This window comes from Rhodoligotrophos appendicifer, from assembly GCF_007474605.1.
Lineage (GTDB): Bacteria > Pseudomonadota > Alphaproteobacteria > Rhizobiales > Im1 > Rhodoligotrophos > Rhodoligotrophos appendicifer.
The window spans coordinates 188,405-214,690 of record NZ_VHKL01000004.1 but is presented as its reverse complement, the minus strand read 5'-3'; the positions used below and the strand labels follow the sequence as shown (position 1 = coordinate 214,690).

Annotated in this window: 16 protein-coding genes; 15 read left to right on the top strand and 1 reads right to left on the bottom strand. The window is 61.5% G+C overall.

The genetic code is table 11. The features are described 5' to 3' along the window. On the bottom strand, positions 1–1,698 hold the full coding sequence (locus FKM97_RS10505) for an adenylate/guanylate cyclase domain-containing protein (RefSeq protein WP_144292377.1): 1,698 nt from the start codon (positions 1,696–1,698) through the stop codon (positions 1–3). 371 nt (positions 1,699–2,069) lie between these two features. Here FKM97_RS10505 and FKM97_RS10500 point away from each other — a divergent pair, with 371 nt between their 5' ends. From FKM97_RS10500 to cysN, 15 genes are all read left to right on the top strand, one after another. Next, a complete protein-coding gene (locus FKM97_RS10500; protein ID WP_144292376.1) occupies positions 2,070–4,271 on the top strand; it encodes a tetratricopeptide repeat-containing sulfotransferase family protein in 2,202 nt (733 codons plus the stop codon). 61 nt (positions 4,272–4,332) lie between these two features. Continuing rightward, positions 4,333–4,914 carry an invasion associated locus B family protein gene (locus FKM97_RS10495; RefSeq protein ID WP_144292375.1) on the top strand — a complete coding sequence of 194 codons (582 nt, stop codon included), beginning with the start codon at positions 4,333–4,335 and terminating at the stop codon, positions 4,912–4,914. A gap of 82 nt (positions 4,915–4,996) precedes the next feature. After that, positions 4,997–5,767 (top strand): hypothetical protein, encoded by a 771-nt coding sequence (locus FKM97_RS10490; RefSeq protein WP_144292374.1) that lies wholly within the window; start codon positions 4,997–4,999, stop codon positions 5,765–5,767. A gap of 510 nt (positions 5,768–6,277) precedes the next feature. Continuing rightward, complete coding sequence (locus tag FKM97_RS10485) at positions 6,278–12,397, top strand: autotransporter outer membrane beta-barrel domain-containing protein (protein ID WP_144292373.1); 6,120 nt, start codon at positions 6,278–6,280, stop codon at positions 12,395–12,397. A gap of 103 nt (positions 12,398–12,500) precedes the next feature. Beyond that, positions 12,501–14,039: an acyl--CoA ligase gene (locus tag FKM97_RS10480; RefSeq protein ID WP_144292372.1), complete on the top strand. Its 1,539-nt coding sequence runs from the start codon at positions 12,501–12,503 to the stop codon at positions 14,037–14,039. Beyond that, entirely contained in the window at positions 14,039–15,013 is a 975-nt protein-coding gene (locus FKM97_RS10475; RefSeq protein ID WP_144292371.1) for a 2-dehydropantoate 2-reductase, read from the top strand. Before FKM97_RS10480 ends, FKM97_RS10475 begins: the two co-directional genes overlap by 1 nt. 531 nt (positions 15,014–15,544) lie before the next feature. Further along, the gene (gene nusG, locus FKM97_RS10470; protein ID WP_170240852.1) at positions 15,545–16,123 is read left to right on the top strand and encodes a transcription termination/antitermination protein NusG; all 579 of its coding nucleotides are present in this window, start codon (positions 15,545–15,547) and stop codon (positions 16,121–16,123) included. Positions 16,124–16,404: 281 nt separating this feature from the next. Next, a complete protein-coding gene (locus FKM97_RS10465; RefSeq protein ID WP_144292369.1) occupies positions 16,405–17,853 on the top strand; it encodes a mannose-1-phosphate guanylyltransferase/mannose-6-phosphate isomerase in 1,449 nt (482 codons plus the stop codon). Between the two features lie 162 nt (positions 17,854–18,015). After that, positions 18,016–19,284 (top strand): lipopolysaccharide biosynthesis protein, encoded by a 1,269-nt coding sequence (locus tag FKM97_RS10460; protein ID WP_144292368.1) that lies wholly within the window; start codon positions 18,016–18,018, stop codon positions 19,282–19,284. Positions 19,285–19,312: 28 nt separating this feature from the next. Further along, a complete protein-coding gene (locus FKM97_RS10455; protein WP_144292367.1) occupies positions 19,313–20,260 on the top strand; it encodes a sulfotransferase family protein in 948 nt (315 codons plus the stop codon). Positions 20,261–20,290: 30 nt separating this feature from the next. Continuing rightward, positions 20,291–21,661, top strand: a complete 1,371-nt coding sequence (locus FKM97_RS10450; protein WP_144292366.1) for an O-antigen ligase family protein — start codon at positions 20,291–20,293, stop codon at positions 21,659–21,661. Continuing rightward, positions 21,612–22,499 carry a glycosyltransferase family 2 protein gene (locus tag FKM97_RS10445; protein WP_246105022.1) on the top strand — a complete coding sequence of 296 codons (888 nt, stop codon included), beginning with the start codon at positions 21,612–21,614 and terminating at the stop codon, positions 22,497–22,499. Before FKM97_RS10450 ends, FKM97_RS10445 begins: the two co-directional genes overlap by 50 nt. 15 nt (positions 22,500–22,514) lie before the next feature. Next, positions 22,515–23,342 (top strand): WecB/TagA/CpsF family glycosyltransferase, encoded by an 828-nt coding sequence (locus tag FKM97_RS10440; RefSeq protein ID WP_144292364.1) that lies wholly within the window; start codon positions 22,515–22,517, stop codon positions 23,340–23,342. An 86-nt stretch (positions 23,343–23,428) separates the two neighbouring features. Then, a complete protein-coding gene (gene cysD, locus FKM97_RS10435; RefSeq protein WP_144292363.1) occupies positions 23,429–24,334 on the top strand; it encodes a sulfate adenylyltransferase subunit CysD in 906 nt (301 codons plus the stop codon). Beyond that, positions 24,334–26,265, top strand: coding sequence for a sulfate adenylyltransferase subunit CysN (gene cysN / locus FKM97_RS10430; RefSeq protein ID WP_144292362.1), 1,932 nt, complete (start codon positions 24,334–24,336; stop codon positions 26,263–26,265). The genes cysD and cysN overlap by 1 nt, the downstream gene beginning before the upstream one ends. Positions 26,266–26,286: the final 21 nt, after the last annotated feature.

Below are 26,286 nucleotides of genomic sequence, written 5' to 3'. Positions count from 1 at the left end.
TCACCGGATGACGACGAGGTCGGTGGGATCGCTGACACCGTCGACACGGCATTCGGAAATGATTTCTCCCGCCGGCAGGTGGGGATCCTGGGTGCGAGCCAAGGCCATCAGCTCGGCAGTGAACGACACCCGCGCCTTGACCGCTTTGTTGTTTTTCTCGAGCTTGGCGGCGAGGTTTACCGCGTCTCCGATTACCGTGTATTCAAGCCTTTCATCATTGCCGACGGCGCCATGCAGCACCGGGCCCATGGCAACTCCGATGCCAACGGAGAGAGGCTGTTGTCCGGCCGCCGTCCGTTCCTGGTTCCAGTCATCGAAGGATTGCAGGATGGCGAGACTCGCCCTTACGGCATCCGCGGCATAGATCTTGTCTTCGGCACTGAGGCCGAATGTGGCGAGGATCCCGTCGCCCAGAAACTTGTCGACGCTGCCTTTGTGTCGATGCAGGAGGCGCACCACTCGTGCCTGATAGTCCGTGAGCAGCTTCAGCGTATCGGCTGGATCGGCAGATCGGGCGAAGGTGGTGAAGCCGCGCAGATCGATGAACATGATCGCAGCCTCCTTGACGCTGCCTTCTCCAGGTCTCAGCGCATGATCGGCCTGCGTGATCGCATCGGCCGCCGACGGTGCCAGGAATCGGGTGAGTCGCTGCACCGGCCGGATCACGCCGCGCGCCAGCGCAAGTGAACTCAAGCCGCCGCCCGCCAAGGTAATGAGAATGAGGATACCGGTCAGCGCCAGGTAACGATAGGTGACGGCTTCGGCTTCTTCTGCCGACTGCACCAGGATCACGGCGCCGCGGCCCGTGGTGTGCGGGCCCGACCGGTGCTTCGTGATATGAGTGCCGTCAGCGTTGACATTGGCAAGCACCGGCAGAATCGGTGCGATCACCTTGATCACGGGGCCGTCGATCTGGCTGAAGATCTTTCGGGTGGCAACGACCCTCCGGACCAGATCGGGATTGGTCTGCGCAAGAACCGATTCAGGATCGATCCCCTCGATCGAGGACAGTGCAATCGTCGACAGGTCTTGATTGACCACCTGCACTGCATGCAGCTTGCCGCCCTCCACCAGTTCGCCGATATATCGCTTAAGGCTGAAGGCCTCCGTCAGAGCGGAGATTGTGTGCGCATTGATGCCGACCTGCACGATGCGGGGCTTATCGATGCCGGCCACTCCCGCATATTTGAACATCTCGCCATCAAGGCTTCGCCTCTCGATCTCCTGCATGATTTTCGTCTTCGTGCCATCGATCAGCGGCCAGAAGGCAGACGCCTGGGGCTGATTGGGGTCGTCCTTGTGGAACTGGAAAGTGACATCCGGTTCCGAATGCAGATAGGCCAAGCCCAGGGGATCGGTGATCCAGATCTCGTCGATCCTGGAATGATCGGTGATGTTCTTGAGCCGCTGATTGATGTCGTCGGGAGCCATCCCGGCCTGTTCGGCGACGGCAACGAAATGCGCCAGAGTGAGCCCCTGCGCCAGCATCGTCTTGCCAATTTCCAGTTCCACGTGATCGGGCAACTCCTCGGCGAAATGCGCGCTGCGTGCGAGCACCGCTGCAAGGAGTTCGGCATCGCCGAGAGCCTGACTCACGATTGCTTGCCGCGCGAGCAACAGGAGCGGCAGGGTGGTGATCAGAATGACGCCGGTGATGACCAGGACGATGGTGAGCCGGATCTTGGCTTCGACGCGCATGATGGGCGATCCCCTGACGGCCGGAGCGATGATGCTTCCGTCTTGTCATGCTTCTTACCCGATCAGCAAGCCTCTGCGCACTCTGCCGTTGCGATTGGTGCAGGTTTTCAATGGCCAGGAAAGCGTCGCTACGACCCCATGGGTCTTCATAGAGAAGGAAAGAGACCGACCGGCGCGTCCTGCGCGGCGGGGCGCAGCGTAACCGATGTCGACACTTGAACGTCCGAGCGCGGATCAATGATCGTGCGGACGACTCGACCCCGAGACGCATAAGCACGTGCAATCCAAGTGAAAAACATAAATCTGGTCAGCAAATGGTGAATGCGATATGACGGCTGCCTCGACTTTACGACCTTGGCGTGGAGAGACGTGTGACCGTACGGAACCCTGAAGCGGCGGCAACCGGAACCGTGGCGGCGAATGGCAAGGCCAGACAGCCTGCCCGCGCTGCGGCTGAGCCTGGCAAGCAGTGGGTATCGGTTCAGGCGGCTCTGAAGAACGCGGTCAGTCTGTATTCGGCCGGCAAGCTTTCCGAGGCAGAGAATCTGATCCGACAGATCGTCACGGCGCGTCCGAAACTGGCTGATGCGCATAATGTCCTGGGTGTGGTCCTGCACCGCCAGGGCAAGACCGAGGAGGGCATAAAGGCGCTGAAGCAGGCGATCGCCCTCAATGGGAGCGCGGCGAATTATTTCTCCAACTTGGGTGAGATGGAGCGGCAGAAGGGCTATCTGGATGCGGCCCAGATCACTCTGCAGCGGGCGATCACGCTCGACGCCGGCGCTTATCAGGCCTGGAACAATCTGGGGATCGTTTATTTCGATAAGCGTGATTTCGCCAAGGCCGAGGAAAGCTACCGCAAGGCCATCGCGGCCAAACCCGATTATGCCGAGGCCTACAACAACCTGGGCAATGCGTTACGGGCCCGTGGCAAGGCTGATCAGGCGATTGAACAATACGAGCGTGCCATCGAGTTGAAGGGAAACTACCCTGAAGCTTACAACAACATGGGCACAGTTCTTCGAGACACGATGAAGTTCGAGGAGGCGGAGTTCTCCTATCGGAGGGCCGTGTCCTTGAGGCCCGAATATCTCGATGCCCACAACAATCTGGCGACCCTTCTGGTGGCGCTGGACCGTAGTGAGGAGGCGTTGCGCGCCCTTGGGGATATCCTCAAGAAGAGCCCGGGGCATGTACCGGCATTGGTGAGCACTGCTCGTGCTCAGCTGCGCCGTGGGAATGTGACCTTGGCGGAAGCGGCGGTGAAGCGCGCGCTGAAGCTGGAGCCGAAGAATTCCGACGCCCTTTGTGTCTATGGCCAAGTTTGCCATGACGCAGACCGCTATGAGGAAGCGGTGAAGGTTCTGGAAGCCTCGATCGCCAGCCGGCCCGATAATGTCGAGGCGTTGAACCTTCTGGGGATCGCTCTGAAATCTGTGGGTCAGATGGAGAAGGCCAAGGAGGCCTTCGTGAAGGCTCTGGAGCTTCAGCCCCTGGCGATTGGAGCCTATTCGAACCTGGTGGATCTGGAGAAGTTCACGCCCGACCATCCGATGTTCGTGGCGATGACCGGGCTGATGGCCAAGGTGAAGAACCCCGAGGATGAGCGCTTCATGGCGTTGCACTTCTCTCTCGGCAAGGCCTATGACGATGTGGGCGATCCCGAGAAGTCTTTTTATCATTATGAACTCGGCACGAGGCTTCGGCGCCAGAAGCTGGACTACAAAGAAGCCGAGGTGATGAAGTTCTTCGATCAGATCCGCGAAGTTTTCAGCGAGGAATTCTTCGCCAACCGCCCTTATGCGGGCGATGCATCCCCGATGCCGGTATTCATCATCGGCATGCCGCGATCCGGCAGCACTCTGACCGAGCAGATCCTTGCGAGCCATCCCAAGGTGCATGGCGCGGGCGAGATCAAAACCCTGACTCAGAGTTTAGGTTTGCTGCGCCAGAAGTTCCCCAACCTGCCTCGCTACCCCGAGATGGGGAAGCGCATGAAATCCACCCAATATGGTCTGGTGGCCGATCATTATCTGGGGACGCTGAAGCGCATTGCTGGCGATGCCGAGCGGGTGACCGACAAGCTCCTGACCAATTACTATTTTGCGGGTCTTGCCCACACGCTGTTTCCGAACGCGAAGATCATCCACACGATGCGCGACCCGGTGGATACGTGCTTGTCGACATTCACCAAGCTCTTCAAGGACGACATGCCCCATTCCTATAATCTAGGCGAGCTTGGCCGCTATTACCGCAAATATGAAGAACTCATGGAGCATTGGCGCAAGGTCTTGCCGGCCGGCACCATGATGGATGTGAAATATGAAGACGTGGTCGACGATGTCGAAAATCACGCCCGTCGCATCGTCGACTTCGTGGGTCTCGAATGGGACGATCAATGTCTGGCGTTCCATGAATCGAATCGGCCTGTGAAGACGGCAAGTGTGTCTCAGGTGCGCAAGCCGATCTATTCCACTTCGGTGGAACGCTGGCGCCGGTACGAGGGCCATCTGGACCCGTTATTCGAGGCGCTGGGGTATGACGCAGAAGGTGTAAGGAGGCCGCCCGCATAAGGATGCGGGTTCGGGGGGGCTGACCGCCGCCAATACGTCCTCAACAAATAGGAGTCTTTCAGTGGTTTCCATCAGCGGTTTTCGTTCGCGACTCGCGCGCACCGGCATGAATGGTCTGGGCATCGTGACCGCCGCGGCTGCAGTGGTCCTGTATGCGGCGCAGCCCGCGCCCGTCCTGGCCCAGGCGGCCCAGCAGCCCGCTCAGGGTGGGGCCACCAAGGTGGAGAAGGCCTTCGATGGCTGGCTCGTCACGTGTGTGGAAAATGCCAAGGCCAAGCGCTGCTCCATGCGTCAGACCCGAGTGGTGCCGAAGTCCAAGCAAGTCCTGTTCGCTTGGAGCATCGTCTCCGGTGCCGACAAGAAGCTAGTGAACGTCCTGACCACGCCCACCGGCGTCTCGCTGGCCGACGGCATAAGGCTGTCTCTTGGCCAGTCTCAGCCGGTGCAGATCGCCTACAGCGTCTGTGGCCCGCGCTCCTGTCAGGCCACCATGCCCCTGGACAGCGCTTTGCTGGACCGTATGAACGGCAGTCCCAAGATCGCTGTGAACTTTGTCCTGGCGAACAAGCGGCTGGTGCAGACCGAACTCGATCTGAAGGGCTTCAGCAACGCCTACAATTATCTGAGCGAGCAGATCAACTAATCCATGATCTTCGGGGGGCACGAAGCATGGAGCTTGGTCACTTGACCCGGATCCTCTTCATCGATCTGTTGGATTTGAACGGATGAACAAGATTGGGCGGGGCGAAGACCCACGCTGGGATTGGGACGATTCTGTGGACGAACCGCGTAAACTCGATCCGCTTCGGGACCCGTTTCAGACGGGCCCCAAGCCACCACGCCCAGCGGCACCGCCGCACAAGCGGCCGGCCAATCAGGCACCGGCTGCCAAGGGCATTAATCCGAGACTTCTGATCCTGGCGGGAGCAGCCCTCCTGGTGGTGATTCTGTTGGGTCTCGGAGCCTATTTCCTCTTCGGCGGCCGCGGCACCCTCAACACTGGAGGCGGCGACGCGCCGCGCTCGATCGTGTTGGCCCCGACGGAGAAGGTGATCTTCGGCGGCGAGCTCCAGGCCATAAAGGCGGCTGCCGAATCGACTGTGCAGCAGGGCTCGTCATCCTCTGACAATCCGACCGTGGTCATCCGCTCCACCAACCCCAATGCCCGTCCGGTGAACACCACCGAGGGCGCTTACGTGACGCTGCCGCTCACCACCATGACCGAGCTAGCCGGCAAGCGTGTGCGGATCACGGCCTGGGCGCGCGCGGCAGATCAGCGCCCGAGCGGGCGATTCGCCATCGCCTTCGCCTCCGGCCCGTCAATATCGAGCGGCTGGCTGGTCTTCACCCCGACCACCAGCTTTCAGCCCTTCAGCTTCGACGTGATGTTCCCGAAGGATCCGAAGCAGGATGGCTATGTGGGGTTGTGGTCGGACATCTCCGGGCAGGGGGGAGGGATCGAGCTGCGTCTCCTGACTGAGCGGATAGTGCAGTAGATCTCAGCACACGGATCATTTCATCGACTGAAACAAGGGCGCCTCGGCGCCCTTTGCTTTTTGGCGGATCGCAAAGGCCTGGAGAGAATCGCTTTTCGCTCCGTCCGCGAGAATCACTCCAGATCCTGCGTCTTTATGAATCACGTGATACACGAGTCGATAACTACAACCAAAAGTAGATTATTAGTATTAATGCACGCTTAACGTCTTTACAAAGGTTTAGCGAATTTAAATCAATGTAGTTTTGACAGTGGCGTCGAAGCGAACGGAATCAAAGCGTTCGGTCGAGAAGTCAATTGTGGCGCCCTATGCTGGCATTGTGGCGCCTCTTGGTTTTTAGGCAGCAGGCAGATGGTTGAATTTGTTGTAATCAGGCAACGCTTCCACCGCATCTGCCTCATTTCCGGCTTCGTTACGCCATTTCAGTTGATGGGTCTTGGCCGTTTGGTTAGCTTCACGGTCGAGTAGTTAGGACGTCACCAGGCTCAGTAGGCCGTGGGGGGAGAACAAATGAATTCGAAGCTTGTACGGGGATTGCTCGCAGGAGCCTCACTGGCCGGAATGGTGGTCGGGGCCGCCGCGGTCGCGCAGGCAGCCGGCGTCACAGTCAATGGGCCGCAGGGTGGTGTCTTCAATCCAGCCGCGGGAACTCTGGACTTTATCGAGGTGACGCCAACCGGGGTAATCACCGAGCCAGGCGCTGGCATTGAGAATGCGGGGCTCGTCCTCGGCGACATCAGCAACGCGGGTGACATCAATGCCAACTATACTGCCCTGGGTGGCAGCACGGTCGGCGCCGCGGGGATCCTGAGCTATGGCACGGTCGATGGCGACATCGTCAACACCAACGACATCATCGTCGGTGGCCTGGCGGGTGGCCCTGGTGAGACCAATGTCCTGGCGGCTGGCATCATCTCCTTCGAGACTGGCGACACCGGACAGGCGGTCATCAATGACGGCCTGATTGACGTCAATGCCATCGGCACCGCCGACAACAACTTCGCTGGAGCCCTGGGCGTCGCCGTGATCGGCACTTCAGCCGCTGGCTATGACGCTCTTCTCGACAACAACGGCGACCTCTTTGTCGACGCCGTGGCTGTCGACGATACGAACTCAAATGCAGTTGCCGCGATCGCCGTTGGTGGTGTGGCTGGCGCCTTCGCAGATGGCCCGGCAAGCGCCGTGGTCGACAATTCCGGCACGATGGACGTCAACGCGCTGGCGACCAACGAGCCCCTGAGCGACAATGTTGCGACGCCTTTCGCTCTGGCTCTCGGACAGGCCTCCTTCGCAGTCAGCACAAGCGACGACGCAAATGCCGACTTCCTGAACTCGGGTGACCTGTTTGTTAATGCAACCGCGACCGGCAATGAGTTCGCGATCGCAGGTGCGATCGGCATGGTCAATGTTGCCGACGCTGGTGGTAACGGCAGCTCGCTCGTCGATAATGACGGCACCGTCGACGTCGCAGCCAATGCTTTCGCATCTGAAGTGGGTGGCGGTGCAAACGCTACGGCTCTCGCCTTCGCATTGGGTGGTCTTCAGTCGGCGAGTGGTTCAGAGAACGCCACTTCACAGTTCGACAATGATGGCAGCCTTCTTGTAAGCGCCAATGCCGAGGCTTTCGGTGTGGACGAGCCTCTCGCCATTGCGGCAGGCATCGGCTACATCCAGTCGGCTCAGGCAAGCGACACCGCCTTGGCCGTCATCAACAACACTTCGCTGACCAGCTTTGACGTTGATGTAAACGCGATCGCAGGTGGTAGCACGGCCCTCGGTGCCCCGACGGCAGTCAGCGCCACGGCAATCGGCCTCGGCCTTGGCTCGCTGCAGATCGCGGGTGGTAACAACGCCACTGCGCTCTTCAACAACCCAGGCGCGGCCAATGTCGACGTCCTCGCCGACGCGCAGGGCACGGAAAATGCCTTCGCCCTCGGTGCGGGCCTCGGTGCCATCCAGATTGTCAACGCCACGCACATCGCCAATGCGTCGATCGTCAATGGCGGCACCTTCAACGTGGATGTCACCGCGGATGCCTTCGCCTCCGGCGGAGCCTTCCCGGATGCGACCGCGATCGGTGTCGGCATCGGTGGGATCCAGAGCGCCAATGGCGAGACGGCCAACTCGCTGCTCGACAATGACGGCTCCTTCACCGTCGACACCATCGCCGTGGCGGAAGCTGTCGGTCCTGATAGTGACGCACAGGCCTTTGCTCTGAGCGCCGGCCTGGCACAGATCGCCAGCGGCGAAGAAGCCGGTGCGGTCATCGACAACGGCACAGCCGGCATCTACGCCGTCGGCGCCTTTGCCGACGCAACGGCCGAAGAATCAGCAAACGCTGCAGCGGTCGGTCTGGGCTATCTCCAGGTCGCCACGGCAGAGAACCTGGCGACGGCAGACTTCGTCAACAATGGCGACTTCGACGTCATCGGTGATGCCTTCGCCTCCTCCACGGGTGTTGGCGGCGAGGCTTTCGCCCTGAGCGGTGCCATTGGTGGCGCCCAGGTCGCGATCTCGACCGACGAGACGGCTGAAGCCCTCTTCTCCAACTTCAGCACCTACGATGTAACCTCCATCGCAGTGGCCAATGCCACGAACACCTTCGGTGACGCCTCGGCGATCGCCTTCGGTGCCGGCAACATCCAGGCCGCCATCGGCGACAGCGCGCTCGCTTCCATGGTCAATGGCCAAGGCGGCGTCTACAATGTCGACGTCGACGCAGCGGCAGTCGCCGATGATGACGCCTTCGCTCTCGGCATCGGCGTGGGCTTCGCCCAGGTCGCCGCGGCCACGGGAACTGGCGACAACGCTACTGTCGATCTCTTCAACGACGGCACCATGAACACCGACGTCAATGCGACGGCGGCCGGTGGTGACGACGTGACGGCGATCGGGGCCGCGATCGGTGGCCTGCAGGTTGGCATCTCTCCTGACGATGTAGCCGATGTCGGCTTCTCCAACAGCGCCGAATACACGGTGTCTGGTGGTGCAGCGGCCAGTGCCACGGGTACAGGTAACGCGATTGCAGTCGGCGCAGGGATCGGTCTGGCTCAGATCGGTGCCGGTGAGACGGCCATCATGAACTTCGCCAATGGTGCGACGGACAACACGGCAGCGAACTTCGTCGTGAACGCCAGCGCCGCGGCCGTCGCTGCCAGCGGAACAGCCGGCGCCATTGCCTTCGGCATGGGTGTCGCGCAGATCGGCATTGGTGGCGATGATGCCTTCGCCGACCTGGCCAATGACGGTACCTACGACGTCAACGCCATCGCTTCGGCTTCGGCGTCGAGTGCAGCTGGTGCGGGCGCCGTAGCAATCGGTGCTCTGCAGGTCGCAGCTGGGGTTGATGGCATCGGTGATGCTGCCTTCGTCAACAACGGCGACTACTCGGCCAACGCCACGGCCTTCGCCACCTCATCCGGTACGGCCGTTGCCGGCGCGGTGGTGGTCGGTCTCGGCCAGGTGGCAGCGGGCGGTGATGTCGCAATCGCCGACTTCGACAACACCGGCACCTTCACCTTCGGCGCGGATGCCGAAGCCAACGGTGCAGGGGCTGCGGCGATTGCCGGCGGCATCGGCATCGGTCAGGCAGCGATCTCGGAAGACGACGCCGACGCGATCATGACCAACTCGAACGCGATCATCGGTGACTTCGTCGCAACCGCCTCCGCGTCAAGCGGCTCGGCAGTGGCGGTGGGCGCTGGTGCGCTCCAGCTGGCCATCTCTGAGGACAACAGCTTCGTCAGCTTCGCCAATGACGGCCTGGTGGATGTGGGCGCCGCAGCCTTCGCCACGGGTGCGACGGTTGGTGCCTCGGCCTTTCTTCTGGGTCATGCCCAGATCGGTGTGGCCGATCTCACCAGCGGGACCGCCGCGGTCGAACTGATCAACGGCGTCGACAGCACGATGCTCTACACGGCCGAAGCCGATGCGATCGCAGTCACTGGTGCCAGCGCCACGGCGGCCGTGATCGGTGTGGCCCAGCTGGCTCTGGCTCAAAACGCTTCCGCCTCTCTGACGAATTCGGGCCTGATCGAAGTGGCGGCGGATGCTTTCGCCTCCGGCACCTCGGCGGGAGCCGGAGCTCTGGCGATCGGTGGAATTCAGGCAGCTCTCTCTCCGGTGGCTGTCGACGGCAACGCCGATGTCAGCTTCTTGAACTCAGGCATCTACGACGTCTCGGCAAACGCCGAGTCGCAGGGTACGGGTCTGGGCTTCTCCACGGCGTCGGCGACGGCGGTTGGTCTGGTTCAGATCGCAGTCGGCTCCACGGCGACCTTCGAGAACACCGCCGACTACATTGTCGAGGCAAACGCCACGGCCGGTGGATCGGGTGTCAACAACTTCGCCGGAGCGGGCGCAGTGGGCACGGTGATGATCGGCGCCGATGGGGCAGGGGATGATGGCTTCAATGTCGACTTCCTGAACACCGACGACTACACGGTCACCGCCACGGCGGTTGCCGGCGAGCGGTCGAGCGAAATCGGCTCGGCAGTCGCAACGGCGGTAGGCTTGCTGGTTGCCGGCACGGAAGTGCACGGGATCGTCGAGAACACCGGCATCTTCACTGTACAGGCCGAGGCTGTCGGAACGACCTCCTCAGCCGGCGCCCTGGGCATCGGCATCATCGCCGGATCCTTCGACGGCACGGTGCTGAACTCCGGTGTCCTGGAAGTGACGGCGATCGCCGAGAACGCAGCGGCAACCGGGATCGCGGTCGCCACGGCGACGGGCACGGCAGGCGGCTTCGTGGTCAACGACGGTGGCACGATCATCGCTCGCACGGTCTCCAGTGTGAAAGCCTTCGAATCGAGCGAAGACTTCTTCCACCGCGGCACGGCGATCAACGTCGTGAACACCAACGCGGCCTTCTCGGTGGATCTGCTCGGTGGCGACAACTTCGGTGCGATCTTCGGCAATATCCTCATCGGGGATAATGACGAGGTGAACGTGGCCGAGGGCACGACCTTCCTGAATGGTGTGGTGGCCGGACCTGGCGACTTGAACATCCTGACGGGCGGCGAGCTCATCCTGGTGGACGATCTCTACAACGGTCCCTCTGGCGCCGTGGTCGAGAACTTCACCCAGGAAGACGGCAGCCTCTTGGGCTTGAACATCCGGCCCGACTCGGCACCCTTCATCGTGGCGGACAATGTCAGCCTCGACGGAACGGTTCTGATCCTGCCGGAAGCCGGGCTCTACGCCGACGTGACCGTCTACGAGGACGTGATCGACAGCGCGAACCCGATCGTCGGCGAGTGGGACAATGTGGCATCGATCTCGCCGCTTCTGGACCCGGTCTTCGTTGATGATGGCGCCAACAACCTGGATCTGGTGGTTGAGCGGGTGGCCTTCGGCAATGTCGCTGGCCTGAGCAAGAACCAGGAAAATGTCGGCGACGGCATCGAGAATGTCTACGACGACCTGTTCCTGCCTGGTGCAAGCCCGGCCTTCGTGAACCTGGTGAGCAATCTCTTCACCCTGACCCCCGGTCAGTACAACGACGCCCTGAACCAGCTTGGCGGTGCGGAATACGCCCAGCAGCTTCAGTCCGCCCTCTGGTCCTTCCGTCTGCTGAACAACGCAGTGGGCGAGCGGCTCCGGATGGTCGGCCCGAACGACAACTGCGCCGTGACCGACGTGCCCCAGCAGTACTCTTCTGCTGATGTGCCCGGCGGCACCATCACCCCGACCGCGGACCTCTACGTCCCGGCTCCGGCTCCGGCCATCGTCTGCGCCCCCAACAAGGCACAGGTCTGGGTGAAGGCGACGGGTCAGTGGTCGAGCGATGACGGCGACTCGAATGGTCCGAAGTACAACCAGGACACCTACGCCATCTACGGTGGTGTGGATTGGGGGATCGACCCGGTCTGGAAGGTTGGTCTGACCGGCGGCTACCTGAACTCCAAGATGGATTTCAAGAACGCCAACGGCAACAAGATCGACTATGACGGTCTGCAGATCGCCGGTTACGGCGCCTGGGACAACGGTGTGAACTACGCACACGGTATCCTCGGCTACGGTCACTACTGGAACGAATCACACCGCAACATCGGCTTCGGCGGTGGCTCGGTGAACCCGTTCCCGCAGAAAGACGACATCGTGGTCGGCGTGAACGACGACCTGAAGGGCAAGTGGCAGACCGACGTTCTGTCGATCTACGGCGAGACGGGTTACCGCTACTGGATGACCCCGACGGCCAGCCTGACGCCCTTCCTGTCACTCAACTACGTGAAGGCCTGGAACGACAGCTTCAAGGAGAGCTCGAACGGTTCGGGTGCGGCTTTGAAGGTGAAGTCCAACGACGGCGACTCGTTCAACACTCAGCTGGGTGCTCGTGTGGCGACCCAGATGGATATGGGCGGTGCGACGGTCGCTCCGGAACTTCGTGTGGCTTGGCAGCATGAGTGGCTTGATCGCTACCAGACGGTCGATGCGAGCTTCGCGGCGGCACCTGGATCGGGCTTCTCGGTCATCGGCACCAAAGAATCGCGGGACTTCGCAGTGGTCGGCGCCGGCGCCACGTTCGGGCTCACCGAATTCCTCGACTTCATGGTCGATTACGACGGACGCTTCAGCTCCGACCACGAGGATCACTCGGTTGTCGGTCGCGTGACCTACAAGTTCTGATCTCCGGATCAGTAAAGAACGCAAGAGGGGTGGGGAGCGGCATTGCCGCTCCCCTTTTTCGTGTTTAAACAACCCCGAGGATTAAGGATCAGGGAGATGCGTCGTGGCGACAGCAGGTAAACAGTCGGTGGCGGAGTTGCTCAGCCTGGGTGCTGAGGCGGATATAGCCATCGGCGCGCCTGACCGGCAGCGTTTGACCTATGGCGGGCTGCGCGGCCTGGTATCCAGTGTCGGAGCCGATCTGGCGGGCCTCGGCCTCAAGGCCGGCGACCGGGTTGCCATGGTCATTCCCAACGGCCCCATGGCGGCCACAAGCTTTGTCGCTGTCGCGGCCTATGCTTGCGCGGCACCTCTCAACCCCGCCTATCGCGAAGAAGAGTTCGAATTCTACATCAACGATCTCCGGGCGAAGATTCTCTTGGTCCCAGAGGGCTTTTCTACCCCCGCCCGCGCGGTGGCGGATCGGTTGGGCGTCCCTATCGTGGAGCTCCTGGAAGACCGCGACGGTCCCGCAGGTGCCTTTGCCATTAGGCATGATGGAGCCAAAGGCAAGGCAACAGCGGCCTCAGCGGGCGACGAGGCCCTTGTCCTGCATACGTCAGGCACAACGTCGCGGCCCAAGATCGTGCCCTTGACGGGTGCCAATCTGACCGCCTCCGCCGCCCACATCGCGGAGACGCTGACACTGACCCCCGCCGATCGTTGCCTCAACATCATGCCGCTGTTCCACATCCATGGGCTGATCGCGGCGGTGCTCAGTTCCTTGCGGGCCGGTGCGTCGGTCTACTGCACGCCTGGCTTCGATGCCCTGAAGATCTTCCGCTGGTTCGCCGACATCGAGCCCACCTGGTATACTGCGGTGCCGACCATGCATCAGGCGATCCTGTCGCGCGCGCCCCGCAACCGCGACGTCATCGAAGGCTTGCAGCTGCGCTTCATCCGATCCTCGTCCTCCTCCCTTCCGCCGACGGTCATGACGGAACTGGAGGACGTCTTCGGGTGTCCGGTCATCGAGGCCTATGGCATGACCGAGGCCGCCCATCAAATGGCGTCGAATCCCTTGCCGCCCCGTCTGCGTCATCCGGGTTGCGTCGGGATCGCAGCGGGCCCCGAACTGGCGATCCTCGGCGCTGGGGGCGCTTTGCTTGGAGCGGGCCAGGAAGGGGAGATCGTAATTCGCGGGCCAAACGTCACCGCCGGCTACGAAAACAATCCGAAAGCCAATGCTGAGGGCTTCGCCGATGTCGGCGACGGCGGCGACCGCTGGTTTCGAACTGGCGATCAGGGCATCCTGGATGACGCCGGCTATCTGCGCATAACCGGCCGCATCAAGGAAATCATCAACCGCGGAGGTGAGAAGATTGCTCCCCGAGAAGTGGACGAGGTGATTATGGACCATCCGGCAGTCGCTCAGGCGGTCACCTTCGCCGTGCCGCACGCCAAGCTGGGCGAGGAGGTGGGAGCGGCCGTTGTGCTGCGCGAAGGCTTGACCGCGACGCCGCAGGAGATACGAGACTTCGTGTCCAAGCGCTTGGCTGACTTCAAGGTTCCACGTCAGGTGCTGGTGGTACCCGAGATCCCAAAGGGTGCGACCGGCAAACTGCAGCGGATCGGCCTGGCCGAGAAACTCGGACTCTGCTGATGCGGATCTGCATCTACGGGGCCGGCGCCATTGGGGGCTATCTTGCTTTCGCACTGGCCGAAGCTGGGGCCGATGTTTCCATCGTCGCGCGTGGAGAGCATCTGGCGGCGGTCCGGCGCCACGGCCTGTGCCTGCGGACAGCCGAGTGGGAGCGCCGGGTCGAGGTCGAGGCTTCTGATCAGCCGGAGGATCTTGGGCCGCAGGACTATGTGATCATTGCCCTCAAGGCCCATTCGGTGCCGCCCTTGGCAAGCCGCATCACGACCCTTTTCCATGACCAGACAGCTGTGGTCACCGCGGTCAATGGCTTGCCCTGGTGGTATTTCTATAGGCATGGCGGACCCTTGGAGAACCGCACGGTCGAAAGCGTCGACCCGGGGGGACTGCAGTGGCGGCTCTTTGGCCCTGAGCGGGCTATCGGCTGCGTCGTCTATCCCGCCTGCGAGGTGGAAGCTCCCGGTGTCGTTCGCCTGATCGACGGCGATCGCTTCGTTTTGGGAGAGCCCTCGGGCGAGACCTCGGAGCGTGTTTTGAAGCTCGCTGAGATGTTGAAGGCAGGTGGCTTGAAGGCGCCGATCAGGCCTCGGATCCGAGACGACATCTGGATCAAGCTTTGGGGCAATTTGAGCTTCAATCCGGTGAGTGCGCTGACCGGTGGGACCTTGGAGCAGATTTGCCGTTTCCCGGAGACCCGTGCGGTCATCCGCCAGATGATGATCGAGGCACAGGCGGTTGGCGAGGCTCTTGGCGTCCGCTTTGCCATAGGGGTCGACAAACGCATCGCCGGGGGCGAGGCGGTGGGCGCGCATAAGACCTCCATGTTGCAGGATCTCGAGCGTGGACGGCCGCTCGAGATCGACGCGCTGGTCTCTTCGGTCCAGGAAATTGCCCGCCACCTGCAGCTGCCGACGCCGACCATCGACGTCGTTCTTGGCTTGGTGAAGCTGCGGGCAGTCACGGCCACGAGTCAGTGATCGGCGACTGATTCTAAGCGTTCCTTGAACAGACGAGTGGCGGCGCAGGTCGGAGCCCAATTCGTGGGAGCGTGTGCTCACGAATGCACCCTTCCGACAGCCGCAGTGACGCGGCTACAGCAATACTCCGGGTCCGTCATATAGATGAAAAAATCGGTGTGCTGAACAACTATCCAGAATCATCAATATGATTCGGTTGTCTGATTGAAAAACCTCAGGAAAAAGTCAACAAATTAAATATTGACAGTAAAAATTAGTTAGATAACCTTTTAAATACGCTGCAAATGCGGCGTTAACACAGCAAAAGCTCTTGCCAAAAAAGCTTTTGAGGGACCATTCGCGTCGCCGGTCGCGGGGGCGAGGCATTTCGATGCCAAGCCGGCGACGCGAGTGGATAAGAATTCTCAAGCCTCAAACGAGGGCGGATTAGAAATTCCGTTGGGGAGAATCATGCCGACCACACCGCGTTACCGGCCATTCTTGCACCGAAAACGTGCCGGAAGCAGCAAGGGCGAAGGAAATGGCTTGGATATGACGCCCCGCACCGCATTGCCGGCAGTCATCGGTCCGCGTTGGTATGTGGCCAGCGTGGCTGTCGGCCGCGAAGCCTTTGCGGGGAACAACCTCACCCGTCAGGGGATGCTCAGCTTCTGTCCCTGGCGCCTGCGCAGCATTCGTCATGCGCGCCAGTTGCGGACGGAAAGGGCCGCCCTGTTTCCGGGCTATGTCTTCGTCCATCTGAACTTGGCGCAAGACCCCTGGCGCATGGTGAATGCCACACCCGGGATCAGGCAGTTGATAGCGGTGGGGGATGTGCCTACCCCGATAAGATCCGGCGTCGTGGAAACGCTCATTGCTTCCTGCGATAGTGACGGAATAGTGCACTTCATCTCTGATTTCGCTCTGGGCGGCAGAGTGCGGATGCTCGCCGGCCCCTTCGCCGATCAGCTCGGAGTTCTCGAGCGCTCGGACAAGAATGCCAGTATCCGGCTCTTGCTGAGCATGATGAACCGCCAGGTATCCCTCGAGATTGGACTTCCCGCTGCCGCGAAAATACCCGCTCCGCTGCCAAGGTTGCAGTTTGGAAGCGATCGCCGCCAGCTCGACTGATGGGTCGCCGGCATTTGCGGAAGCCGGCCAGAGTCTATGTGTTCGCGTGCTGCGCTGCTGAGACCCGAAGCCGACTATTGCGGGTCGCGGCGGAAGGATTGCTCCGGGTGACGCACGTCACCCGGATGGCGGCAGCATTTTCTTGAAAACTTCATCGGAAAGGTGTTCAGCATGGGGATAATCGGTTAGGCATGCGATACGATGGCGCGATCGGGGCGACTCTTTTTGGCTACGGCACCGTGCTGGGCCCGCCGCCGGTCGAAGGTGCCAAAAGAGGCAAGATGAACGAAGGTATAGTGTCTCCGATTTTACTCGCCGGTGGCTCAGGCACGCGGCTGTGGCCTTTGTCACGCCGGGACTATCCGAAGCAGTTTGTCACTTTGGTGGGGGAGACCAGCCTATTTCAGCAGACCTGTGATCGGATACAGGGGGAGCCCTTTCGGCCGGCCTTCATTCTTGGCCAAGCCGACCACCGCTTTCTGATCGCCGAGCAAGCTCTGGAATCTGGGTTGAAGCAAGCCACGGTGGTGTTGGAGCCCATGGGCCGTGACACCGCTCCTGCGGCGTGTATGGCAGCTCTGCTTGCTGCGCGAGAGGACCCCGATCGCTTGGTACTTCTGATGCCCTGTGATCACCTGATTGCCGACAATGCCCAGTTTCGAGCCTCGATCAGCAATGGCATTGCAGCAGCTCAAGCTGGTCAGATTGTTGTCTTCGGGGTGGTTCCGAACCGGCCGGAGACCGGATATGGCTATATCGAGCTCGATCCGGACAGCCCGGCCACTGGCGGTCTGCCGCGTGCGGTGAAGCGCTTCGTGGAGAAGCCGAGCCTCGAAGTGGCGCAGGATTATCTGGCAAGCGGCAGCTTTCTCTGGAATGCCGGCCTTTTCCTGTTTCGCGCCGAAACGCTTCTGCAGCATTTCGAATCGCTGCAGCCAGAGATTCTCGAATGGTGCACGGATGCCCTGGCCAATGCCTCCGTCGATCTCGACTTCGTGCGCCTTGAACCATCCGCCTATGAGAAGGCTCCGCGTATCTCGCTCGACTATGCCATCATGGAGAAGGTCACTAATATCGCTTGCGTGGCGCTCGAGACCGGCTGGAGTGACTGTGGTTCCTGGACATCGATACAAGAAATCGCTGTGAAGGACGCCGACGGCAACGCTACGCGCGGTGATGTTATCCTGGAGGATACGAAGAACTGCCTCGTCTATGCCGAAGATGCCTGTGTGGCGATGATCGGTTTGGAGGACGTCGTGACGATCGCCACTCAGGACGCGGTACTTGTGACCTCCCGCGCGCGGGCCGGCGATTTGAAAGGATTGGTGGAGAAGCTGCATGCCCAAGGCCGACCCGAGGCTGTGCATCATCCGCGGGTTCACCGTCCATGGGGATGGTACCAGGGATTGAGCCTGGACAGTCGGTACCAGGTCAAATCCATCATGGTGAAGCCCGGTGCCAAGCTGTCTCTGCAGAGCCATATGCACCGCGCCGAGCACTGGATCGTGGTCTCCGGCACCGTCGAGGTGGTTCGCGGCGATGAGGCGTTCCTGCTGACCGAAAACGAGTCGACCTATATCCCGACGGGTGCACGCCACCGGCTTTCCAATCCTGGCCGAATTCCGGCCCTGTTGATCGAAGTCCAGTCGGGGCCCTATCTCGGTGAGGACGATATCATTCGATACGACGACGTTTACGGACGCTCGCCTGAGACGACATCTGCCGCCTGAGTGGCTGCAATCGCTGGATTGCCTGCCGGCAACAATGCCGGCAGCTCCCAAGCGACCATTTGAACCCCCGCGCCCATTCTTCCTGGGGCACTCGGTCTCCCGAAACTGCGCTCCTGCGCCGTGGTCCGACCGATGCTGCCGTTTTCTCGGAGAACGCGCTTCATGTCTGCAAATCTGCGTGCTCTGCTATCCACAGAGCTGAACCGACCCGTGGCCTGGGCTGTGCTGTTGCGCGGAATTGGCATGGTGATGGGCTATGGATTGATTCTTCTACTTGGCCTGTCCATGTCGCCCACCGAGATCGGTTGGATTGGTCTTGGATTGGCTCTGATTGGTCTCTTCACGTCCATCGCCGGATGTGGTCAGCCTCTGGCAGTGTTGCGGTTCATGGGTGACGCCCCGGGCCTTACTCTGATGGGCGGTTCGCATGCGGCGGAGCGGTCGCGTCTCCTAGTGGTTCGAGGTGCGGTCGTTGCCGCGCTGGTGACCGCAGCAGGGGGCGAGATTGCGACCCTTCTGGGGCTCGGAACGGCTCCCGCCGGCTTCTATGCTTTCGTGGCTGCAGCCGGTGCAGCCTCCACCATCCTGGAATGGCGGTCGGCGGTGCTCCGGGCGAGCCGACGCCTCGTCGCGGCGCTCGTCTCGCGCGACATTCTTTGGCGCTTGATCATGCTCGCAATCCTTTTCGTCGCCCTGGGATCCGGGTTCGGTCTCAGCGTCTCCTTGGTGCTGGTGACCATGGCGACGGCCTTAGGACTTTCCGCCTGGACGATGCGGCTTCCTGTTGGCTTCGCCCCCGACGGAGCACGAAACGCCGCAGGGGAAGCCGATTTCTGGCCCCTTTCCCGCAGCGTGTGGATCTCGACTGTCGCTGCCGCCTTCGGCGCCCAGGCTGGCATCCTGGTCATTGGCATGGTGCTGACAGTTGAGAAAGCTGGGCTGTTCCTGCTCATCGATCGGACGGCGATGCTTTTGACCCTGATCCTCGCTGCGATCACTGCTGCGGCAACCCCCCGTATGGCCACGTTGTGGGCGCGGCGCGATCATGCCCGTCTGCGGGCGGCCTTCGCGACCAGCTGCCTCTATGGCGGCGCGGCGGCAGGTGCGGGTTTTATTCTGTTGGCGGCCTTTGGCGAACATCTCCTGGCCGCCATTTCCCAAGACTTCGCACAGGGCTATGCACCGCTGCTGGTGCTCGCCTTCGCCCAGCTCGTCAATGCAGCGACAGGCCCCGCCGGTGCCCTGTTGATGGTAACGGGTCACGAACATCTGGCCATGCGGCTCTCGCTTCTGTTCAATGTTTCAGCATTGATCCTCGCCGCCGCCGCCGGCTTCACCTTCGGCATCATGGGGCTCGCCCTCGCCCAGGCTTGCATCATCACCTTGCGGTGTCTCGTGACCTTTGCCTGTTGTCTGCACTGCTGGAACTGACGCGACCACTGTTCCCGAGTCCGGTCTCATGAGCAACCGCATCCCAAATTTCTTTCTGATTGGGGCCATGAAGGCGGGCACGACCAGCCTTTATGAGGGGCTGAGGCGTCATCCGGACATTTTCTTTTCCTCAGAAAAGGAGCCGTTCTACTTCGTCTGGTCCGATGGCGAGGCAGCATCGCACTTCCGCGTGCCGCGCGGGAGCAAGATGACGGGTGCCGACCACTGGATGGTGATCCGCAGCGAAGCGCAGTATCGCGCTCTTTTTGCGGGGGCGAGAGGCCAATGCATTCTCGGTGATGCGAGCACGTTCTATCTGCCCCATCCCCGGGCGGCAGAGAGGATCCGGCAGGCATCAGCCGATGCCCGGATTGTTGCCGTGTTGCGGGACCCTGCCGAGCGGGCCTATTCCGCTTTTACTTTCCAGCGATCCCTGGGTCTCGAGCCGAGGGAGAGTTTCCGTCAAGCTCTGCAAGACGAGAGAGCAGGGCTTCGCGACGACTGGCTCTATGGCTGGCGCTATCTCTATTGCGGACGCTTCGGCGAGCAGCTCGAACACTATGTGAAGGAATTCGGAGAGGACCGGGTCATGGTTCTGGAGTTCGGAGAGCTGAAGCGGGACTTGGCGGGAGCGCTGCGCCGCATCTTCATCTTTCTCGGCCTCGATCCCCACGAAGCTCCGCCCTGGACCACGACGTCAAACCGAACGCTGCTGCCCCAGTCTCCGGTCTTGCGTCAGGCCAAGTTTCTGCTTTCACGGCCAAATCTGCTGAAGGACGGAGTGAAGACATTGCTGCCGCTCCGGGCTCGGCGCCGGCTCAAGCAGCAGCTCTTTGCGGCTATTGACCGGCATTCACAGCCGCCAAGGCCCATGGATCCGGAGGACCGCGCCTTTCTGATCGACCACTTTCGTGCCGACAGAGAGCTTCTCGCTTCACGCCTCGGCTGGGACCTTTCCGGATGGGCGCAGGTCTGATTCCGATCGCCGCGGGGAGCTGCCAATAGCGTGGCCGACGCAAGCCAGGGACGCTCGCGGCCTCGTGGCCTCCGTTTGTCCCGGCAGGGTCTGACCGGACTGCCGCCGCGCGCCGCCTTGGCACTGCTGGCTGTGACGTTAAGCGGTACGTTTGCTGCCGAACTCGTGCCTTTCGGCGAGCCGCGCCTGTTGAACTACATGACCCTGGCGGGGGCGAGCACACTTTCTTGCCTTGCCCGTCTGTGGCGCAGACCGAGTCGGGAGACCAGCCTCACTCCGATTGCGACCGGATGGCTAGTGGCGTTCAACGCCTATCTTCTCATCTCGAACTGCGGTGCGGATGGGGAGGTTCTGGCCAAGCTGGCCATGTTCGAGCTGACGGTGCTGAATGCTTGGCTCCTCGCGCGCCTGCTCGCGATCACGGAAATTATCGACACGTTGTTCTGGGTCTGCCTTTCGCTGGTCCTCGTGTCGTCGGTCGTTGCCCTGGCGGCACCTGACATCGGCACCATGCGCTTTCAGAGGGGTGAGGCTTGGTCGGGACTCTACGAGCAGAAGAATGCGTTCGGCCGTCTCGCCGCTCTGACCGGCCTGCTGAGTGTCTTGAGGCGGCGGAACGGGGCAGGGCGGCCCGCTTGCTGGCTGGGTCTTGGGCTGGCGATCGCAGCGTTGGTCATGTCCATGTCTCGAACCGCCATGATGCTCTTTCTCCTGGGGACACCCCTGGTCCTCCTGGCGACCACCACCATGCACCGCCGCTGGGCATTCCTGACCTTGGGATTGATCGCCGCTGTGGGCCTCGCTCAGTCTTTGGTGATTGTCGGCTACGACCGCCTCGAGCTCTCCGCGAGCGGCATCATGTTGGGCGACGAGTTCGTTGATTTGACCGGCCGTCTGCCGATTTGGGAGTTCTGCTGGTGGCTTTATCTCAAAGAGCCGGTCTGGGGAGCGGGTTTCGACGCCATCTGGTCTTATCACGGCGGCAGCGCCCTGTATGAGAGCCTGGGCTGGCAAATCACCGATAGCCACAATGGCTATCTCGACACTTTGGTGCAGACCGGCGCCGCCGGGGTCGGCCTCTATGGCGCTCTCATGATTCTGATGGCGACGCGCGCCCTGAAGGCGGTCCTGGCGGACGAAGAGCGCGGTCCAGGTTCGGCCTTCGGAGCCACGATCGTGCTTCTGTATCTGATCATCAACATCACCTCCTGCCATACTCTCGAGGGTCTCAGTGTCTGGAACTTCCTCTTTCTTCTCGTCTGCTTCAGGTCCGACAGGCATGCCGGAGGACGGCGATCGCCACGCGCCGCGCTTCAGTGTCATTATTCCCTGCCGCAACCGTCACGCTCTCTTGTGTCGCGCCATAGCATCCGTGCAGTGCCAATCCTGGACAGAGTATGAACTGATCATCGTCGATGATCATTCCGAACCCCCTTTGGCGGAAACTGCGGATCGCGTCCTGGCGGGCGCCGGTCGGATCATCCGCGCCACTGGGTATGGCGCTGCGGCCGCGCGCAATGACGGGATCAGGGCGGCCAGCGGTGACTATATCGCCTTCCTTGATTCCGATGATGTCTTTTTACCGTGCAAGCTCGAACGAGCAGCCGAGCATCTGGAGGAGACGCCGGGAGCGGTGATCTATTCCAGGGTCTGGATGGATTTCGGCGATGGCGTCGGAGAGGTGCGGCCGGCGCGCGCCATGACGGCTGGGGAAGCCCTTCCCGATTATCTCTTCGCCTCGGGGGCTCTGATCGCCACGCCCTCCTTGGTCGTCCCCAGACGATTGGCGGTGGCCGTGGGTTGGAATGAGACTCTGGGTTACGGCGATGACAGCGATTTTGTGATCCGCCTTTGGCTGCAGGGTGCGACCTTCCGCTTTGTGCCGGAAGTCCTGGTGCACTGCGACGCCCATCATCGGGGGCCTCGCTTGTCCACCTGCGGAAGCGTCCAGGAACTGGAGCGGTGGCTCACTGCCATGACGCCGCATATGGGCCGCCGAGCGGTTCTCAACTATCGGGCCACCCATTTGGTGGCTCTACGCGGTCTTCCCGGTCTCGGCCGCAGCATTGCTGACATCATCCTGGCCGGATTGGTCGGAGGTCTCAAGCCAAGCGCTGCCGCAAGGAGCCTGGCCAGGGGCATCATTCCGGGCAAGATCTTTCGCCACCTGCGCCGTTGGGCATGCCGTCTGCGCCATGCAGGAGGGCGGCAAAAGCCGAAGCTAATTCAAACACCCTGATGAAGGAGCAAGAACATGGTGCTTCCGCAAGTCACCGTCGGCATGCTGCCGCTCGTCCCGTTCGACCGTCGGCAATGGGTGGATCATCTCGTCCATCAGGCTCACCGTCCGCGCCTGGCCGGAAGCTTTCCTCAGCTTTTCAGTTCGGCCAATGGCAACGTCTTGTCGAGGGCCGCCGTCGATCCTGTCTTTCGGTCCGCGATGCTGTCGATGGACGGGATTGATGCCGATGGCATGCCCTTGGTTCTAGCCTCCCAGGCGCTGTCGGCCAGGGCTCTCCCGGAACGCTGCGCGACAACCGACCTGTTTCACGACATCGCCGCCCGCGCCGAGCGTGAGGCTCTCTCGTTCTATTGTCTTGGCGCGGACGAGCAAACCAGTCTTCGGGCCGCCCAAGCAATTACCAAGGCCTATCCGGAGCTGCGTCTTGCCGGACGTCATCACGGTTACTTCGCCGCTGACGCGGAACCCGCGATCGTCGACGCCATCAATGCGGCAGCCCCTGACATTCTCTGGGTCGGCCTGGGCGTGCCGCGCGAGCAAGATTTCGTCCTGCGCCATCGACGGGCTTTCGACCGAGTCGGCGTGATCAAGACCTGCGGTGGCCTCTTTGATTTCCTGAGTGGCAGCAGAAGCCGGGCACCCGAGCTGATGCAGAGGATGGGCTGCGAGTGGCTTTATCGGCTGGGATTGGAGCCCCGTCGACTGTTCCGACGCTACGCCGTCACCAATCTCCACGCCAGTTGGCTGCTTCTCACCGGAACATTGAGCCCGTTGGAGACAGGCTCTCCGATGAGCGAAGGACAATTCTCCTGGCTTGACGGGGCGCCTCTATCCCTTTAGGTGCTGCGCCCATGGGGCATTCGATCGCGTGCGAGATCTGACGCCGGCGGCTGCCAGAGTGATGCCAGCCCTGGCCATGGGAAAAAATGACAGCGCTTCCCCAACATTTGAAGCTTCTCGAAGCAGAGTCGATCCAGATCATCCGTGAAGTCGCCGCGGCCTTTGAGCGCCCCGTGATGCTCTATTCGATCGGCAAGGATTCCTCCGTGCTGCTGCAACTGGCAAGGAAGGCATTCTTTCCGGCGAAGATCCCGTTCCCGCTGCTCCACGTGGACACGACGTGGAAGTTCCGGGACATGATCACGTTTCGCGATGCGGCGGCCGAACGGTACGGCTTCAACCTCATCGTCCATACGAATGTGGAAGCGGTGGAGGCAGGGGTCACGCCCTTCACCCACTCGTCGGTAATCTATAACGACTTAATGAAGACCAAGGCCTTGCGTGATGCGCTCGCGGCGGGCCGCTTCGATGCAGCCATCGGCGGCGCGCGCCGCGACGAGGAGAAGAGCCGCGCCAAGGAACGCATCTTCTCCCTTCGCTCCTCCGCCCAGCGCTGGGACCCGAAGAACCAGCGGCCGGAGCTTTGGCGCCAATACAATACCCGCGTATCGCCAGGCGAGAGCATGCGCGTCTTCCCCTTGTCGAACTGGACTGAGCGCGACGTCTGGCAATATGTCTACCGCGAAGAGATCCCGATCGTGCCGCTCTACTTGGCGAAGCCAAGGCCGGTGGTGCGCCGCCAGGGGGCTTGGATCATGGTCGACGATCATCGCCTGCCCATGGAACGTGACGAAAAGCCGGAAATGCGCTGGATTCGCTTCCGCTCGCTCGGTTGCTATCCATTGTCCGGCGCCGTGGAATCGAAGGCCACCACCTTGCCCGAGATCCTCGTCGAGATGCATACGAGCCGTGTGTCAGAGCGCCAGGGTCGGCTGATCGATACCGATCAGGTCGGCTCAATGGAAAAGAAGAAGCAAGAGGGCTATTTCTGATGGCCGATACGGCATCGCTGGACGCCCACGAGCTGCTGGATCGCATCCTGGCTGCGGAGGACCGCAAGGGCCTGCTGCGCTTCATCACCTGTGGCAGCGTGGACGATGGCAAGTCGACGCTGATAGGACGCCTCCTCTATGATGCGGAGCTGGTCCTTGAAGATCATCTGGCTGCACTGGCGAACGAAAGCGTAAACCGTGCCGTGACACAGGACGGCTTCGACTTCTCTCTGCTGGTTGACGGCCTACAGGCCGAGCGCGAGCAGGGGATTACCATCGACGTCGCCTACCGCTTCTTTGCAACCGCCAAGCGCAAGTTCATCGTCGCCGATACGCCGGGCCATGAGCAATATACGCGCAACATGGTGACCGGCGCGTCTAATGCCGATCTCGCGGTGATCTTGATCGATGCCCGCAAAGGCGTGCTCACCCAAACCCGTCGCCATTCCTATATCTGTGCCCTCCTCGGGATCCGCGATGTGGTGGTGGCCGTCAACAAGATGGATCTTGTCGACTATTCCGAGGCTGCCTTCCGCGACATCGAGGAGGAATTCGAGGCCTTCGCCGCCGAGATCGGCCTCCCCAATGTGCAATTGATTCCCGTCTCCGCCCTGATGGGCGACAACATCGCCAGTTCCTCCAGCCGGATGGCTTGGTATGACGGACCTGCGCTTCTGGATTTTCTCGAAACCGTAATCGTCGATGATGAGCGCGAACGCGCCGCCGTCCAGCCCTTGCGCTTTCCGGTGCAGTGGGTGAACAGGCCTGATCTCGATTTCCGGGGCTTTTCGGGGACCATCGCCGCCGGGACCGTGACTGTCGGCGACACGCTGATGGTCACCCGGTCGCGAACCGCGAGCCGCGTCCGCCGGATTGCGACCTTTGATGGCGATCTCCATCGCGCGCAGGCGGGCGATGCGGTGACCATCGAGCTCGCTGATGAGATCGATGTTTCCCGTGGCGACATGCTCGCTCATGAGACGGCGCTTCCGGCCCTGGCCGACCAGCTGCAGGCTCATCTCGTTTGGATGGCCGAGGATGAAATGATCCCTGGTCGCTCATATATCTTAGAGATCGGCCACGATCGGGTGCCGGCATCCGTGACGGAGCTCAAGCATCGTGTTGACGTGAACACGCTGGAGCGTGCCGCCGCCAAAACTTTGGCCCTGAACGGCGTCGGCGTCGTGAACATCGCTACCGACCGGCCAATCGCATTCGACCCTTACGCCGAGAACCGGACCACCGGTTCTTTCATCCTTGTCGACCGAATCAGCAATGCGACGGTCGGCGCGGGCATGATCGACTTCGCCCTTCGGCGGGCGACGAACATCGCATGGCAGTCCTTCGATATCGACCGCGCTGCTCGAGCTGGGCAAAAACGACAGTCACCGGCGATATTGTGGTTTACCGGCCTGTCCGGCTCTGGGAAGTCTACCATCGCCAATTTGGTGGAAAAGCGGCTCTATGCCGAGGGCAAGCACCTCTATGTGCTCGACGGCGACAATGTCCGCCACGGGCTGAACCGCGACCTCGGATTCACCGATGCCGACCGCGTGGAGAATATCCGCCGGGTGGCGGAGGTGGCGCGTCTCATGGCCGAAGCCGGTCTGATCGTGCTTGTATCCTTCATCTCTCCGTTCCGGCGCGAGCGCCGTATGGCCCGCGAGATCGCTGGCGACGTGCCCTTTCTCGAGGTCTATGTCGACACACCCATCGAAATCTGCGAGCAGCGCGATCCCAAGGGCCTTTACGCCAAGGCCCGGGCTGGCGCGATCGCCAATTTCACCGGAATTGATTCGCCCTACGAGGCGCCTGAGAAGGCCGAGATTATCATCCATGGCGGCATCGGGGATCCAGAGGATCATGCAGCGGCCGTCATTGAGGCCATAGACCGGTCCTTCCGCGCCGGCACCGGCACGAATCGCTACTGAGGGCAGGGGAGAGGGCGCACA

What these genes read in the sequence shown, in the direction of transcription:
- FKM97_RS10505 (WP_144292377.1), bottom strand. Translation starts at nt 1,698, where the DNA reads ATGCGCGTCGAAGCCAAGATCCGGCTCACCATCGTCCTGGTCATCACC.
- FKM97_RS10490 (WP_144292374.1), top strand. Translation starts at nt 4,997, where the DNA reads ATGAACAAGATTGGGCGGGGCGAAGACCCACGCTGGGATTGGGACGAT.
- FKM97_RS10485 (WP_144292373.1), top strand. Translation starts at nt 6,278, where the DNA reads ATGAATTCGAAGCTTGTACGGGGATTGCTCGCAGGAGCCTCACTGGCC.
- FKM97_RS10475 (WP_144292371.1), top strand. Translation starts at nt 14,039, where the DNA reads ATGCGGATCTGCATCTACGGGGCCGGCGCCATTGGGGGCTATCTTGCT.
- nusG (WP_170240852.1), top strand. Translation starts at nt 15,545, where the DNA reads ATGACGCCCCGCACCGCATTGCCGGCAGTCATCGGTCCGCGTTGGTAT.
- FKM97_RS10465 (WP_144292369.1), top strand. Translation starts at nt 16,405, where the DNA reads ATGAACGAAGGTATAGTGTCTCCGATTTTACTCGCCGGTGGCTCAGGC.
- FKM97_RS10460 (WP_144292368.1), top strand. Translation starts at nt 18,016, where the DNA reads ATGTCTGCAAATCTGCGTGCTCTGCTATCCACAGAGCTGAACCGACCC.
- FKM97_RS10455 (WP_144292367.1), top strand. Translation starts at nt 19,313, where the DNA reads ATGAGCAACCGCATCCCAAATTTCTTTCTGATTGGGGCCATGAAGGCG.
- FKM97_RS10440 (WP_144292364.1), top strand. Translation starts at nt 22,515, where the DNA reads ATGGTGCTTCCGCAAGTCACCGTCGGCATGCTGCCGCTCGTCCCGTTC.
- cysD (WP_144292363.1), top strand. Translation starts at nt 23,429, where the DNA reads ATGACAGCGCTTCCCCAACATTTGAAGCTTCTCGAAGCAGAGTCGATC.
- cysN (WP_144292362.1), top strand. Translation starts at nt 24,334, where the DNA reads ATGGCCGATACGGCATCGCTGGACGCCCACGAGCTGCTGGATCGCATC.